The 15431-nt window shown below is 38.9% G+C and carries 11 protein-coding genes and 1 pseudogene; 6 read left to right on the forward strand and 6 right to left on the reverse strand.

The genetic code is table 11. The features are described 5' to 3' along the window. The first annotated feature begins 803 nt into the window (after nucleotides 1-803). Complete coding sequence (locus MSBRW_RS18895; protein ID WP_230669866.1) at nucleotides 804-1214, forward strand: cytochrome b5 domain-containing protein; 411 nt, start codon at nucleotides 804-806, stop codon at nucleotides 1212-1214. Nucleotides 1215-1386: 172 nt separating this feature from the next. Here MSBRW_RS18895 and ppk1 read toward each other — a convergent pair whose 3' ends face one another. After that, nucleotides 1387-3573: a polyphosphate kinase 1 gene (ppk1, locus tag MSBRW_RS18900; RefSeq protein WP_011306209.1), complete on the reverse strand. Its 2187-nt coding sequence runs from the start codon at nucleotides 3571-3573 to the stop codon at nucleotides 1387-1389. An 885-nt stretch (nucleotides 3574-4458) separates the two neighbouring features. Between ppk1 and MSBRW_RS18905 the strand changes: the two genes are divergently transcribed. After that, on the forward strand, nucleotides 4459-4761 hold the full coding sequence (locus MSBRW_RS18905; protein WP_011306208.1) for a hypothetical protein: 303 nt from the start codon (nucleotides 4459-4461) through the stop codon (nucleotides 4759-4761). Between the two features lie 119 nt (nucleotides 4762-4880). Here MSBRW_RS18905 and MSBRW_RS20600 read toward each other — a convergent pair whose 3' ends face one another. Beyond that, nucleotides 4881-5099 carry a hypothetical protein gene (locus MSBRW_RS20600; protein WP_052305864.1) on the reverse strand — a complete coding sequence of 73 codons (219 nt, stop codon included), beginning with the start codon at nucleotides 5097-5099 and terminating at the stop codon, nucleotides 4881-4883. Nucleotides 5100-5966: 867 nt separating this feature from the next. On the opposite strand from MSBRW_RS20600, the pseudogene MSBRW_RS21565 reads away from it, so the two are divergent. The 3 genes and pseudogenes from MSBRW_RS21565 to surE all read left to right on the forward strand — a co-directional run bounded on the left by MSBRW_RS21565 (nucleotide 5967) and on the right by surE (nucleotide 8541). Then, nucleotides 5967-6268 (forward strand): annotated as a pseudogene (locus tag MSBRW_RS21565) (HepT-like ribonuclease domain-containing protein). Between the two features lie 540 nt (nucleotides 6269-6808). Beyond that, nucleotides 6809-6997, forward strand: a complete 189-nt coding sequence (locus tag MSBRW_RS18920; protein WP_048102663.1) for a hypothetical protein — start codon at nucleotides 6809-6811, stop codon at nucleotides 6995-6997. 740 nt (nucleotides 6998-7737) lie between these two features. After that, nucleotides 7738-8541 (forward strand): 5'/3'-nucleotidase SurE, encoded by an 804-nt coding sequence (gene surE / locus MSBRW_RS18925; RefSeq protein ID WP_011306207.1) that lies wholly within the window; start codon nucleotides 7738-7740, stop codon nucleotides 8539-8541. Nucleotides 8542-8753: 212 nt separating this feature from the next. Here surE and MSBRW_RS23105 read toward each other — a convergent pair whose 3' ends face one another. The 4 genes from MSBRW_RS23105 to MSBRW_RS18940 form a co-directional block, all read right to left on the reverse strand. Next, complete coding sequence (locus MSBRW_RS23105; RefSeq protein WP_011306206.1) at nucleotides 8754-8918, reverse strand: hypothetical protein; 165 nt, start codon at nucleotides 8916-8918, stop codon at nucleotides 8754-8756. A 49-nt stretch (nucleotides 8919-8967) separates the two neighbouring features. Then, nucleotides 8968-9966 (reverse strand): GTP 3',8-cyclase MoaA, encoded by a 999-nt coding sequence (gene moaA / locus MSBRW_RS18930; RefSeq protein ID WP_011306205.1) that lies wholly within the window; start codon nucleotides 9964-9966, stop codon nucleotides 8968-8970. A gap of 986 nt (nucleotides 9967-10952) precedes the next feature. Further along, a complete protein-coding gene (gene tnpA, locus MSBRW_RS18935; protein ID WP_011305479.1) occupies nucleotides 10953-11420 on the reverse strand; it encodes an IS200/IS605-like element ISMba16 family transposase in 468 nt (155 codons plus the stop codon). Nucleotides 11421-11757: 337 nt separating this feature from the next. Further along, on the reverse strand, nucleotides 11758-13665 hold the full coding sequence (locus tag MSBRW_RS18940; RefSeq protein ID WP_011306204.1) for a midas domain-containing protein: 1908 nt from the start codon (nucleotides 13663-13665) through the stop codon (nucleotides 11758-11760). A 434-nt stretch (nucleotides 13666-14099) separates the two neighbouring features. On the opposite strand from MSBRW_RS18940, the gene MSBRW_RS18945 reads away from it, so the two are divergent. Further along, a complete protein-coding gene (locus tag MSBRW_RS18945) occupies nucleotides 14100-15419 on the forward strand; it encodes a cobyrinate a,c-diamide synthase (protein ID WP_011306203.1) in 1320 nt (439 codons plus the stop codon). Nucleotides 15420-15431: the final 12 nt, after the last annotated feature.

Consider the following 15431-nt stretch of genomic DNA (forward strand, 5'->3'; position numbering starts at 1 on the left):
AAATTGTGCGTGAATTGTTGAAATCCATAAACAGAAGACTAATTTTAGAATCGAATAAAATGTTGGGAGATGTACTTGCTTTTTAGGAATTGATCAGTGACTCAAAAAACCAGATAAAGAGTGAAGTTATCCCAAAACTTGAAATTTGCTTCTTGGACCTTGTATTTTGAATAATCAATCAAGCTCATGGTCATGAAAATAATTATGAAAATTCCCAATGATTAAGAGTAAAGTGGCTTTTGGGATAGGCTCAAGTAACAAAAAATAAAAAGAAGGCTTATCATTTTCAGCCTGCCTTAAAGATTAAATCCCAGCTTCTGCGATTCTCAAGCATCCATACCTAAGAGTCCAGTTTTTCTCTTCAGGCTCTCTTCAGGCTGCGGGTAGATTCTTTCAGTCCTGCCGTTAGGAGGCAGAAGGGTAGATTCTTTCAGTCTTGCCATTAGGAGGCAGAAAAGTAGATTATGTTATTTTTTTCCTTCGAGAACCGTAATTCATCAAATGTAAAAAACAAACGAAACACATAGTACGACTCTGTAGAAAATTTTTTGTTGTTGTTAGAAATCTTTAATTAAGCTTTATTTCAAGATTAACTGAATTATAAAGCTTAAGCAAACTGTTTTTATTACCTCTATTCGGTAAGTATGTTTATCTCTTTTTTAGACGATTAACACTCTAGGCTTAGAAGTCAATCAGCTAACTGGAATAATATATAACAACTTAACAAATATTTAGATATAAACTACATGAATCAAGGTCAGGAACAAATTGAGGTCAGGAACAAATACAGTATCAGATGCTGGATGGGTAAAATAATGAGAAAAAAACTAATTATATTGATAGTTTTGTTTTGCATGTTCCTCGCAACAGGATGCGTGGGAAATAAACTGGCAACTCCAGAAAAGGCTGGAACCCAAGATGATGCAGATACTCCAAATGGAGAAGAGGCAACTGAAACACAGAATTTGACAGAGAAAACAGAAATAAAAGAATATACACTTGAAGAACTTGCAAAGTATGACGGTACAAATGAAACGATATACGTTGCTTATCAAGGTCAGGTATATGATGTCTCATCTGATAGTTATCTTTGGAAAGATGGCAATCATGAAGGATGTCCTGCAGGGAAAGATATAACCGAAGAATTGGACAGGACACCACATGGGGCTGAAATATTAAAGAAATATCCAGTTGTCGGGACTCTGAAAGAATAATATAAAACTATGATAACTTTATAATAACTTTTTACGCATATTCGTTAAATTTTTTTGTTTCATACTATAACTTTTTGCCTATATGTCAGTAAACACAATTGGCACATTACCTAGGAAGATAAGTAAAAAAGGTAAAAGAAATAAGGGAAAGCGAAAAGAAGAATTCCCATATTCAGTCTTTCTTATAGCTTAAATCCCAGCTTCTGCTATTTTCAAGCATCCATAACTGAGAATCCAGTTCTTCTTCTTCGGGCTGCGGGTAGATTCTCTCAGTCTTGCCATTAGGAAGCAGCAGGCGAGCTTTTACGTTATCTTTGAGGTGAACGCCAAGGATTACATCTCTCAAGACAGGAATATATTCGGAAGATACCGGAAAGAGGATTTCTACCCTGTTGTCCAGGTTGCGCGGCATGAGATCTGCACTTCCCATAAGGATCTCTTCTTTTCCACCATTCCTGAAATAATATATCCTGGAATGTTCGAGAAAACGGCCAACTATCGAGGTAACCCTGATATTTTCACTGAGCCCAATAATACCTGGCCTGAGACAGCAGATTCCTCGGACAAGAAGATCTACCTTCACTCCAGCCTGAGAAGCCCTGTAAAGTTCCCGGATACACTGGTAGTCCACAAGGGAGTTCGTCTTGAAGATCAGGTGTCCGTTACCACACTTTTCGTGAAGGTCGATTTCACGCCTGATACGCTCTAAAATCTGATGTCTTAGAGTCTGGGGGGCTACAAGGAGTTTGATATAATGATCTTTTCGCGAATATCCGGTAAGGGCATTAAAAAGGTCAGAGACGTCCTTACCTATGCATGGATCACTTGTCAGATATCCCATATCGGTATACAGTTTTCCTGTGACTGCGTTATAGTTACCTGTACTCATGTGCACATAATACCTGATACCTTCTTTTTCAGCTCTGACAACCAGGCACATTTTGGCATGAATCTTACGCCCCGGGAAGCCGTAAGCTACATGGACCCCTTTGCGCTCAAGCTCTTTTGCCCATCCGATATTGTTTTCCTCATCGAAACGAGCTTTAAGCTCAACCAGGACCGCTACCTGCTTTCTCCGGTCCGCAGCCTTCATAAGGGCCTGAACAATTCTGGAATTGTCATCCACCCTGTACAGAGTCATTTTGATTGCCAGAACATCAGGATCGTCGGCAGATTCTTCCACAAAATCAATTACCGATTCGAAACTGTCATAGGGATGATAGAGAAGAATATCTCGTTTTGTCAGAGTTGCAAAAATTTTCTCCCTGTTTGCTAGCTGAGAATGTTTTTTCGGCTCGAAGGGTTCGTACTTAAGGTCAGGACGGTTGATCTTTGCAAGTTTGATTAGATTTGAAAGCCCCAGCGGAGCTGCAGACCTGAACATAAGAGAAGGGGAAAGTTCCAGGTTCTTAAGAAGAATATCCGAGACTTTTGCTGGCATTGTATAGTCGGTCTCAAGTCTGACAACCGACCCGAAATAGTTCCTGCCGACTCTCTGTTTTACAGCGGTCAGAAGGTCTTTGTCTCCATCCTCATCAAACCCAAGGTCTGCATCGCGTGTGATTCTGAAAGGATAAGCTCCAAGGATGCGCTGTCCGGGAAATAGGAGGTCAAGATTTGCAGCGATAAGCTGTTCAAGCCAGACAAAACGCCCTTTTTTCAACTCCTCCAGACTGGAAGTTATTTTCTCCTGGTCTCCTTCAGGAACAACAATTAGTCGCATAAACATTGGAGGGATCTTGACTCTGGCAAAACGTTCCCCGTAGTCCGGATCATCAATTAATACCGCAAGGTTAAGGCTGAGGTTGGAGATATGAGGGAAAGGATGCCCTGAATCAAAACCCAGAGGAGTAAGCAAAGGGAAAATGTTTCTCTCGAAATAGTTTCTCAACTTATCTCTTTCCTTCTTAGAAAGCTCAAAGTAATTAAGGACTTTAATTCCTTCTTTCCTGAGAGCAGGCTCAAGCATTTCATTCCAGCAACTGTCATTGAGAGGAAGCTGACTGAGAAGCTCTTCCCGGATGACGCGAAGCTGTTCCTGTGCGGTTTCATCTGTCCGGTCCTCTTTCATAGCCTCCACTATTCTTTTCTGGACACCTGAAACCCTGACCATGAAAAATTCATCAAGATTACTTCCAAAGATCGAAAGAAACTTGACTCTTTCCAGCAGAGGATTGCGATCATCAAAAGCCTCTTCGAGTACCCTGTCATTGAACTGAAGCCAGCTGTACTCGCGGTCCGTATATAAACATGGATCGCTTAGTTCAGGCATACCGGAAACTTCTACCCGAGTTCCTTCAACATTATCCATAATCAGTCTATCAAAATCTGCACACTGAATGGGGAAGTTCCGCTCCATTGCTATCACGCGTGACCTGGGTTTTGCACTTATTCAGACTCGTCTTTAAAAATAATAAAAGATCTGAAGATAGGATCTCTGTAGATCTTATATTCAATCTCATTACCTGATTGTCGCCCGGCTTTACTGGGTTGAAAAGAAGATATCCCTCGGGTTCACTCAAACAACTTAACAAATTAGCCTTAGAGAAATTTTTCCTTGACAACATCAACCCTGTTAGCCGATTAGAGTTTTGAATCCTTTGCATAGGGGGTAGCGCAATCTCCTTATTAAGTTATCGGACATGCATTGACACCAAAACATATATAAACTTTTGCATCGGCTGGATTTAAAGAACCAACGGAATCTCCACCAACACACTACTATTTATTAGTATATAGAACTAAAGATTTATAATATTATCTCTTGAAGCCAGTAGTTCCAATTTATTATAGTTCCGCATGACAAATCTCATTCATTTATAATTTTTACTTTAATAGTTCATGAGAAATGTCTTCATTTCATCGATTGCTAGCTTAGAATTCCTAATTATGTCTAAAGAGCAGAAAGAATATCCCCATGTAGTTTCATTCTTTGGTTTTATTCTCCTTATAAATGAACTCTTATAAATGAAGTGTCTCTGCGTTCATAAAATGGAATGCAGTGAAAATCAATAGCAATATAGTGAACCTTGTTTTCTAATGTAATTAATACCCTAATAGGGCATTTCGGGCACAGGTTCCGTGGTCCAGTAAATTATATATACCGGTTCTTCTGTAGAACAGAGAATATCTGGATTTCAACAATTACAAAATAATGGATCAGATGTTTTGTATCGCAAGTTATTATTACTCAGAGTTAGTATTATTTGATTACTTGTGTAAGCAGGTAAAGAAGGAAAGTTATATGCACCTTAGTCTGGAACCGATTGGCATTATTACAAAGGTTGCAAATAAGTCGGAAATTTTGATTTATTCTGATTTTGAACAGGTTATACGAAATATCGTGTCCAAAATAGGAGAAGGGGCTGAGAAAGGGCAGAAGCTCCTGGTCGTCCATAAAAACAACAACCAGAAACAGGTAGATGGTCACCAGGTCCAGGTCACGAAAGCGACTTTACTGGAAAGAAAAGGTAATTTGCTAACAATATCCAAAATAGAAGCAAATGAAGATTCAGTAATCGATGTCCGACTTGACCTTACCGCTTGATTTTCTTAGGTGTCTTTAGGAACTATAAAGCTATTAAGTTTCTCGTCTCTTTTGTGTCCTCTTCATGTTTGAGTGGAAATACCTTAATTTCCACTCAATGAGCTTTTTTACCTGATTATTTAGGCCATAGATGGCATCTCAAATTTGTTGGCTACTCTATTACATATGTACTGATATGCACTTACTTCCAGTTTCTTTGCCGTCTGAACAATCGTCATAAATGTGTCATTTGCCTTTGTTACTTCCTCTGTTATGGTTTGAAGGCTCACATCTCTTTTTCTGACCTTTGCTCTTGCTGCCAATTCAGCTGCATTGTTATGCAGCGGAATCTCTGGCAAAACCAGTACCTTCTATAAATGTTCATTTTTCTCTTTCGTCTTAGATTCTTTAATCCAGCTGTTCATATCCTGTTTTAGTAAAAAACAACTTATCAAACTTAATGGATAATTGCTCCGCTACCTCTGAATCTGGGTTTATTCAAAACTCACAAAGTTCACCATAAAAGTCCAGTACATATCCATAAAAGCTTCCAGCTTTTCACTATGATAAGGAACTATTGGCCATAATCTCTTGTAGTTTCTCCCATCATGAATCCAACAAAGAGCATGCCAACAAAGAGCATGATGAGATTTAATTTTCCGGAAGTGAAGTGCATCATCACTCAAAAGTGCGGTAACCACAGGTATGTCTGTACATTGATGATAAGCTGTAATTGCACAGATTTCAAGAACCTTCTTCTTAGTAGTTAGGACTTACGCACTTGAAGTTTCAAAAACTTTATTTCATTAGAAATATAATTATCTGATATTAATCCCCAAAAATGTACGGAGTTATGGACATAAACCCACCCAAGTGAAGAGCACGACAAATTTATCCGTCAAATATTCGAGGTCAAAAGAATAGGAATATTCGAGCCTTTTGCGAGGAGAGAGGAAAGAGAAAATAGCAGTCTTGATAGGCTTGTGGTGTTCGAAGAGGGGCAGAAAACTTTCGATAATTATATGGATCTGAAGTTTTATCTGGAAGACTTATTTGGACGGGAAGTTTATCTTGTTACCTAAAAGACACTCAAGCCACAGTTAAAAGACATCATTATGAAGGATATCGTGTATGCCTGAAAAAATTTCTACTTTTTATTTTGAGGCATCCTCAAATCGATTGAAAAAATTAGGAGATATCTGGGCAAGGCTTCTTTTTATGAGTTTCTGAAAAACGAAATGTTAATAGACTCAGTAATCCGAAATCTTGAGATAATAGGAGCAGCTACTGCATATGTTCCTCCTGAAACCCACATCGAGTATCCGGAAATTGAGTGGAAAAAGGTGTGGGCTTGAGAAATATCTTAATTCACAATTACTCTGGAGTTGAACTTGAGATTGTCTGGGATATAATAAAAAATAGACTTGACTCATTATTAGAAGCAAAAGTAAGGCAGGCTTTTAATGAAGAAGAAGTACATTACGAAGGGATAGTCTTGCAGGAAATTTGGAAAAATAATCAGCTATAGAATCCCAATTGAAATTCGATTTTTGCTTCTGAAAACTGCCGCTTAACCCTTTTCTTTTGTCTGATTAGGTTTTCTTTTAGCTCTATCCCGTTTTGCAGGGCACAGGAAATTAACTTAGGAATACTTTTTATTGCTTTATTTTCTCGACTTTTGGTTTATATAACCCGTTTTAAATATATGTTTAGATTCTTCTCATCATTAATGCTCAGGCTTTATCTCATGTCCATTAACTAAAATGTAAATCAGGGCTTCCGAATATCATTTACGTGATCATATAAAATTCTCTCATACAGGGTCAACAACTTTTAATATCACAAACTTCTAAAGCTAGAGTCGGTGGGGTGAATAATGCATTTTCGATATGAAGATGCCTCTTTGAGATCACGTCGGATAGTGTATACTATGCAGAGTACTTTCGAACATAAAGTGCCTGTTTGAGATCTCGTTGGATTTTTAGGGTACGTACTCAGAGCAATTTCTAAAAGGAAATGCTTTGAGACGATATCAGATAGAATACATTATGAGTGGGGTTTTAACAAAATGCTATCAACGAGTTTAAAAGAAATCGTAAGAGCCGTAAAGGAAAAAAGAGTTATACATTCGGAAAAGCTAATAGAGACAACTCACTGGCTCCATAATCTGGAGTTTCTGGTAGTACGAGTGATGATGTTTGCTATAGGTGTTCACCACCTCTATGTGTACACCATAAAAACTGTGTTCGGAGTTTGATATCTTAACTCAGTTGCACAGGTAGACTAATTCCTTTCGGATAAGAAAAACTGCTTACCACCAGAAAAACAGTTTTCGAGCCAATTGGGGAGAAACCGGTGGGGAAGTGGCAGTGATTAGCTAAAATTAGGGGGAAGATTGCCAGTGCCTAATACGGATCGGGATTCGCGCAACGAAACAAAGAAATCGCAGACCTGAAGCCCCAGATCACAAAAGCGCAGCATTTTTCAGGTGGATTGTTATACTTTGTTTCGTAGTTGCATACTATATATCCTGAAAGAAGGAGGAGTGGTACTAATCATCTAAGTCCTTTAGCTATATTCAAAAACCTGATGACTTACTCAGTGCCTTTAGTTGATACCTCACCGATTTTAAATGTCATCGGGTTAAAGAATTGCTATCAGATCAAAGAATTGCTATCAGGCCATAAAGAGACCTTTAAAATATAGTCTCTGAAGTAATAACACTACCTCTGAATTAATGATAAATTTGATTTGAAGAGTGTCGAAGACTAATAATTCTCTCTTCAGAATAGATTTTTTAAAGGGAGCTCTCCTCATTCAAAAAACGAGATTTGACAAATGCCAGAGCGCAGCCATAAATTAACCTTCTTTTTGTGGTATTTTCTTTATTTTGCCACAATATTTTTTCCTAAAATTATCCTTGATATAATATACTTTCAAGTCATTCACTTTCAAGTAATGAATTTTTTCCATTAATTTTAAATTATCCGGCAACTTATGGGAAAACTCATGGCTCCAAAAATTCTTGTTACCAATGATGATGGTGTATATTCTACAGGTTTGAAAGCTGCTTTTGACAGTGTTTCGGACCTCGGGGAAGTTACGATTTCGGCTCCTGCTGTCCAGCAGAGTGGAGTTGGGCGTTCAATTTCTATCTTTGAGCCTCTGCGGATAACGAAAACAAATGCTGGAGGCATACCTGCATACTCTGTGGGAGGAACCCCTACGGACGCTGTAATTCTGGGCATATTTACGATCCTCAAAGAAATGCCTGACCTGGTGCTTTCTGGCTTTAACATTGGAGAAAATATAAGCACAGATACCATCACTACCTCAGGGACAATAGGTGGAGCACTTGAAGCTGCAAGCTACGGCGTGCCTGCAATTGCTGCCTCCATGCAGGTGCTTGATGAAGGCCAGAAATTCGATGATCCCAGAGACTACCATAGAGAGCGTTTCGAGGCTGGAATTAAGGTAGTAAACAGAGTGGCTCAAAACGTCCTGAACTATGGCATGCCGGAAAATGTGGATCTTCTGAACATAAATATCCCCTATCACGCTGAAGAAGATACCCCTATAGAGATAACCCGCCTTGCACGAAAAATCTTTAAAACGGATGTTGAGGAAAGGCGTGACCCAAGGGGCAGGCCCTATTACTGGATTGCAGGCGACCTTATCCGGGAAGAAGAAGAAGGGACCGATGTGCACGCCATTATGCAGAAGGGACACGTTTCAATAACCCCGATTTCTCTGGATTCAACTGCCAGGATAGAGTTCTCAGAAATCGAAAAATATCTCTAAATATATTCAGATAACCCTAGATCTCAAATTACTCCTATTTGGAAAACGACCTGGAACTTCAAACCGTTGAGTGTTCCAAAAATTAATCTGAATTACAAAATGGCAGAATAAAAGACATGTAATAATTCAAAGTTTACCTGAAACGAAAAACGAAAAGAGGAAATTTTGGTTTTTGAGAGATGTTGACTCTCTTTTATCCAAGAGAGCCTTTTTTATTCTTTCAGTTCATCTCTTTCTATATGAATGGAAATTTCCTTCCATTCACTATCTATATTATGCAACGTTTCTACCATTGCTTTAATAACGTCTGCTATGATTTTCTGGACAAAGTCATTCATCGGGATTTTTTTTCCATCTAATAAAAGTTCAATCTTCACTTTTTTTTCTCCTTGTTGTTATATTTATATCTGAATCTGCTTTTTCTCTTTAAGTCTTTTCTCCTTGTTCAAGAATACTGACAGGCATGCAATATGGTTTCCTTCGGCTTACTGCAAGCTTAAGCAGCTTTTCGATCTCTTCAGGGCTTTTTGCTTCCCTAACATCCACAAGGTTATCATTTACCAGCAGGCAGGGCTTGAACTTTCCATCTGCAGTGACCCTTAACCTGCTGCAGTAGGCACAAAACTCCGAGTTGTCCATAGGACGAACAAATTCAACTTCTACCCCATCGATAATGTACTTTCTTCGGTGGTGTAGGTGGCGTATTCTGATTTCACTTGCTTTCTCAGCCAGCTTCTTTTCAAGAGCTTTCGAGTCAATCATGTACTTTGAAAGCCTTGGGTCAATGTCCATAAGCTCGATTAGTTGCAGGATAACCATTCCTTTATAAGGCCGGACAAACTCCATCATAGAATAAATCTCGTCATCGTTTATGCCTTTAAGGAGTACCATATTCAGCTTCACAGGAGTCAGCCCAGCTTCAACTGCACTGTCAATACCTCTGATTACCTTCTCAAGTGAGCCAGGGGGTGCTCCGGTAATTTTTTCATATTTTTCAGGAACGAGAGAATCCAGGCTTACATTTACCCTGTCCAGGCCCGCAGCTTTAAGGGTTCTTGCGCGTTTTTCAAGCAGGATGCCGTTAGTGGTCGCAGAAACTTCTTTTAACGGAGGAAGGCAGGCAAGGATTTCTTCGAAATCCTTTCGAAAAAGCGGTTCGCCCCCTGAGAATTTTATTTTATTGACCCCGAATTTTTCAGCTTCCTTAATAATCCCACAGATTAATTCGGGTTTCATTTCATGTCCTATCGGGCCGCAGGTACAGCAATCTGCACCTTCATTATGGCAGTACATGCAAGAAAGGTTACACCTATCAGTTATTGAGATCCTGAGCCCTGTCACTCTCCGTCCGTAAGGGTCTTCAAGAGTCATTTTTGAATTTTTTTCCACAACTTCAGGAACTTTTCCTGGATTTTTCTGCTTCATGGCTGGTTAAAATCCCCTCTTAAATATTTGGCATGCAATTCTTTATCAACTGACAATCCGAGCCTGGCTATTTTCCTTTGCTTGCGGGACAAAAATTTCATCTCAGAAACGATCTATGAGACAATCTACGAATTGATTATGGATCGATCTATGAAATTATCTGTAAACAGGTCAGTCCATAGTAACCTTGATTTCAAGTAAATTGGCATTTTTGAGAAAGGGCCCAGAATGTCTTACTGGTTTAATGGATAAGATACTAATGTTGACTGAATAAGTATACTGATACAAACTGGATGCTTAAGGTAAATATGAATTGAACATATATTGGTATGAATATGTGATTACTGGAATCTAGAACTAATTATTTAATTTTAACTATATAAATGAATGCCATAATTATCTAATGATCTTAATCAACTTTAAAATCGGAGCCTCATTTCTAAATATTTTTCTGAATCTGACTGTTCTTACCTCAGAGTAGATATAATCTTTCACTTAAGATTAATGTGCACAGATACAAATATCAGGACTTCCAGATTTTCCAAAAAAGAATCAGTCAGCATGAATTGACATTTTTTGCATAGACTTTTTGATTATTTCTTTTTACTTATTTCCTGAAAACAACTATAAAGTGCTTAAAACAGTATGTTTTATCACAAAATCATTTCACTTTTTAGATATCTGTTAGTGCAGTTGTATATCATGTACAGGTGACCTATTATTTTACTCCAACTTGGAATTTGTTTTATTTTATAGAATCATTCCACAGTACCAAGATGGAATTGGAATTACTCAAAGTTTAACCTTTTACGTCGTCTGTAGTTGTATTATATATTGAGCTTCCAAATGGTTTTGAGTCTGCGAAATTATTTCAGGATACAACAGTATAATATCTGTTTTCTGGAATCAAAAATCAAATTGCGTGCGGCCACCCCACCCTAAAGGATGGGGTATGCTTCGGGCCGCCCGCCTGGTTATTTTGGTACTTAGAACTCATTAATTCTACGTTGCCCGGATTTTTTTAACCTCTGTGATTGAGCTTCTGTTTTCGTTTTTCCCTGCGATTCCTTAATATAATGCTTGATTGTGTCAGCAGTTACATTCCCAACAGATCGATAGAACTTTCCACTTGACCATAGACTTCCACTCCAATACTGGTGTCTCATTTCAGGATGAAGCTTGAAAAGTCTGTAAGAACTTCCTCCTTTCAAGTATTGAATTACCTCTGATAGAGAAGTACTTGGATGAAACTCTAGAAACAAGTGAACATGATCATCTACAACTTCCATTGCATGAATTTTGTAGCCTTTTTCCATGCAAATACTGCTGAGAATCAACTCGCAATCCTTTTTAATCCGCTTGTTGTAGAATATACTGTATCGATATTTAGGTACCAACACGATGTGGTAGGTAATCTGACCATAGCCATGGCTAAAACTACGTAGTTCCAACATTGTATCACATCCTAGCCATAGGTGGCTGGCACCACCTGTGGTTATGGTGCCAAAAAAAACTTTATTTTACAAAGAACTGATGATTGAAACAGTTATGCGAATATAAAACAGCCAGCGAGGGTTCACTTCATCCCCGACCTAAAGGTCAGGGTATTCGTGACCCTCTGCGCTCCCATAGTAATAAGGATTAACTTTTGGATAAAACTAGAACTTTAAGGATTCACAGAAACTAAAAAATCTATCTGATAGATAGTTGCTTTTAACGTTGCATTCTAACACTTTGTGTGGAGAGTAGGTATACTCTCCAACACATATGTTATATTTTTCTGGCCTTAATTTATTTACATTCTTCTGTTGAAGTTTCTGCAGCATTATTACATGTCTTGTCTTCTGTTGAAGTATCTGCAGCATTGCTGCATGTCTTTTCTTCTGTCGAAGTTTCTGCTGAGGTATCTACAGCGTTGTCACATGTTTTTTCTTCTGTCGAAGTATCTGCAGCATTGCTACATGTCTCTTCTTCTGTCGAAGTTTCTGCTGAGGTATCTACAGCGTTGTCACATATCTCTTCTTCTGTTGAAGTATCTACAGCGTTGCTACATGTTTTTTCTTCTGTTGAGGTATCTGCAGCATTGCTACATGTTTTTTCTTCTGTTGAAGTATCTGCAGCATTGCTGCATGTCTTTTCTTCTGTCGAAGTTTCTGCTGAGGTATCTACAGCGTTGTCACATGTTTTTTCTTCTGTCGAAGTATCTGCAGCATTGCTGCATGTCTTTTCTTCTGTCGAAGTTTCTGCTGAGGTATCTACAGCGTTGTCACATGTCTCTTCTTCTGTTGAAGTTTCTGCAGCATTATTACATGTCTTGTCTTCTGTTGAAGTATCTGCAGCATTGCTGCATGTCTTTTCTTCTGTCGAAGTTTCTGCTGAGGTATCTACAGCGTTGTCACATGTTTTTTCTTCTGTCGAAGTATCTGCAGCATTGCTACATGTCTCTTCTTCTGTCGAAGTTTCTGCTGAGGTATCTACAGCGTTGTCACATGTCTCTTCTTCTGTTGAAGTATCTGCAGCATTGCTGCATGTCTTTTCTTCTGTCGAAGTTTCTGCTGAGGTATCTACAGCGTTGTCACATGTTTTTTCTTCTGTCGAAGTATCTGCAGCATTGCTACATGTCTCTTCTTCTGTCGAAGTTTCTGCTGAGGTATCTACAGCGTTGTCACATGTTTTTTCTTCTGTTGAAGTATCTGCAGCATTGCTACATGTTTTTTCTTCTGTTGAAGTATCTGCAGCATTGCTACATGTCTTTTCTTCTGTTGAAGTATCTGCAGCATTGCTACATGTCTTTTCTTCTGTTGAAGTATCTGCAGCATTGCTACATGTCTTTTCTTCTGTTGAAGTATCTGCAGCATTGCTACATGTCTTTTCTTCTGTTGAAGTATCTGCAGCATTGCTGCATGTCTTTTCTTCTGTCGAAGTTTCTGCTGAGGTATCTACAGCGTTGTCACATGTCTCTTCTTCTGTTGAAGTATCTGCAGCATTGCTGCATGTCTTTTCTTCTGTCGAAGTTTCTGCTGAGGTATCTACAGCGTTGTCACATGTCTCTTCTTCTGTTGAAGTATCTGCAGCATTGCTACATGCCTTTTCTTCTGTTGAAGTATCTGCTGAGGTATCTACAGCGTTGTCACATGTCTCTTCTTCTGTTGAAGTATCTGCAGCATTGCTACATGCCTTTTCTTCTGTTGAAGTATCTGCAGCATTGCTACATGTCTTTTCTTCTGTTGAGGTATCAACGCAGCCGCATAATTCAGAGCTACAATTTGTTGAGCTACAATTTGTGAAGCTACAATTTACTAAGCTGCAATTTGTTAAGCTGCAATTTGTTAAGCTACAATTTGCGAAGCTACAATTTGCTTGCTCACAGTCTGTAACGGACTCGCAATTACAAGAGGTACATTCCTTGTTACAATCTATGTTCTGTTTTCCATCTACAATAGAAACACAGCCGCATAATTCAGAGCTACAATTTGCTAAGCTACAATTTGCTGAGCTACAATTTACTAAGCTGCAATTTGCGAAGCTACAATTTGCTAAGCTGCAATTTGCGAAGCTACAATTTGCTTGCTCACAGTCTGTTGCAAACTTTACAGAATTATCACAGGAAGCTGCTCCTGCGGTAATTGAAGTTGAGATCATTAATATAAACAAAATAGATCCCATAATTTTTGCAATTGATTTTCCATTAGAATTCATTTTATTCCTCTAGTTCCTCTGATTCCTCTAATCTTGTTCATCTAACTCGAGAAGACCTGGAACTAAAATTCATCCTTTCAATTATATATATAACAATACTTACATTAAATACATTATATAAAATTCACAAAAATGTATCTAACACTTCATAACCACTAATAAGAAGATAAAAATAAATTTAAAGCTTTATAATGCTTTATTTACTTTTTATAATTATTTGCACAGCACAGAACTAAATATTAATTAATTTTATTAAATATTGATATTGTTCATTCTGCTTAACTGCACTTGCTCTTAAGATTTTAAAATTTTTAGTATTTGTTAAAATTTTCAAAATTTTTTCTTTTCATTTATTTCTTGGGCGAGATCACAAAGCGCTTAAAACAGCTGGATTAATAGCTTTAATATATTTTAACGGCAACAATATCCAGCAGATGACAAAAGGAATACTTATTGCAGGAACCCATAGCGGAGTTGGAAAAACGACAATCTCCATGGGTATCATGGCTGCCCTTAAACACAGGCAGCTAAAAGTTCAGCCTTACAAGGTAGGGCCTGACTATATCGATCCTTCTCATCACACTGCAATTTGCGGGCGCCCCTCAAGGAACCTGGACACATACATAATGGGCACTGACGGGGTCGGGCAGACTGTAGCTCGGACTGCTGCAGACGCGGATATTGTGGTAGTAGAAGGAGTTATGGGACTCTTTGATGGAATTGATTCTACAGAAATTGCAAGTTCCGCACATATTGCAAAAACCCTTAACCTCCCGGTAATTCTGGTAATCAATGTGCATGGGATGTCCAGGAGCACAGCTGCTCTTCTTAAAGGGTATTCTGAGTTCGATCCTGAAGTAAAGGTTGCAGGCGTTATCCTGAATCAGGTAGGTAGCCCAAGGCATGCGGAACTCGTAAAAAATTCGCTTCCTGGTGACATTCCTATTGTGGGTATGATTCCAAGAAGGAAAGATATCGAGGTTCCCTCCAGACATCTCGGGCTGTACATGGCTCATGAAAAGGACTACAATACTGAGGAAATGGCGGTTTTTATTGAGGAAAATGTTGACCTTGATGCAGTGATCGAACTTGCTGAGCCTATTTCGGTTCCGGAGACCAGAAGAATCCAGAGATCCGAAGCAGATCTCAGGATAGGAGTTGCCAGGGACCCAGCTTTTTGCTTCTATTACCAGGATATGTTCGATGCCTTCAGGGATTATGGAGCTGAAGTCGAATTTTTCAGCCCTATGGCAGGAGAACTTCCGGATGTGGACGGGATTTACCTTGGAGGCGGCTACCCTGAACTTTACGCAGAAGTCCTTGAGAAGTCAGAAACTACCCGAAAACTTAAAGGTCTTGCAGCTGACGATTTGCCTATCTATGCAGAATGCGGTGGTCTTCTTTACCTCTGCGGGACATATGAGGTAGATAACAGGATATATAAACTCGCAGATGTCGTGCCTGCAAACACACGTATGACAAACCGGCTTAAAGCCCTTGGGTATACTGAAGCTCGCCCTCTGGACAAAAACTTCTCTTCTCATAATATCAGAGGCCATGAATTCCATTATTCTATTACTGAATGCGATCGCGATGCAAAGTTTGCATACGAAATGCTGCGTGGAAAAGGTATACAGGACGGTTTTGACGGCCTTATAGAGCACAACACCCTGGCAGGCTATATGCATTCTCACCCTGCTACCTTCCCGGTAGAAAAATTTGTGGAAAAATGCAGGAAATACCGAAGAAAGTAAATGTTTTTTAGA

The sequence above is a fragment of the Methanosarcina barkeri str. Wiesmoor genome (genome assembly GCF_000969985.1).
In the GTDB taxonomy this organism is placed as follows: domain Archaea; phylum Halobacteriota; class Methanosarcinia; order Methanosarcinales; family Methanosarcinaceae; genus Methanosarcina; species Methanosarcina barkeri_B.

Bases quoted from the DNA above. Each gene is read 5' to 3' on its own strand.
- MSBRW_RS18895 (WP_230669866.1), top strand. From the start codon at position 804: ATGGGTAAAATAATGAGAAAAAAACTAATTATATTGATAGTTTTGTTT.
- ppk1 (WP_011306209.1), bottom strand. From the start codon at position 3,573: ATGGAGCGGAACTTCCCCATTCAGTGTGCAGATTTTGATAGACTGATT.
- MSBRW_RS18905 (WP_011306208.1), top strand. From the start codon at position 4,459: ATGCACCTTAGTCTGGAACCGATTGGCATTATTACAAAGGTTGCAAAT.
- MSBRW_RS18920 (WP_048102663.1), top strand. From the start codon at position 6,809: ATGCTATCAACGAGTTTAAAAGAAATCGTAAGAGCCGTAAAGGAAAAA.
- surE (WP_011306207.1), top strand. From the start codon at position 7,738: ATGGGAAAACTCATGGCTCCAAAAATTCTTGTTACCAATGATGATGGT.
- moaA (WP_011306205.1), bottom strand. From the start codon at position 9,966: ATGAAGCAGAAAAATCCAGGAAAAGTTCCTGAAGTTGTGGAAAAAAAT.
- tnpA (WP_011305479.1), bottom strand. From the start codon at position 11,420: ATGTTGGAACTACGTAGTTTTAGCCATGGCTATGGTCAGATTACCTAC.
- MSBRW_RS18940 (WP_011306204.1), bottom strand. From the start codon at position 13,665: ATGAATTCTAATGGAAAATCAATTGCAAAAATTATGGGATCTATTTTG.
- MSBRW_RS18945 (WP_011306203.1), top strand. From the start codon at position 14,100: ATGACAAAAGGAATACTTATTGCAGGAACCCATAGCGGAGTTGGAAAA.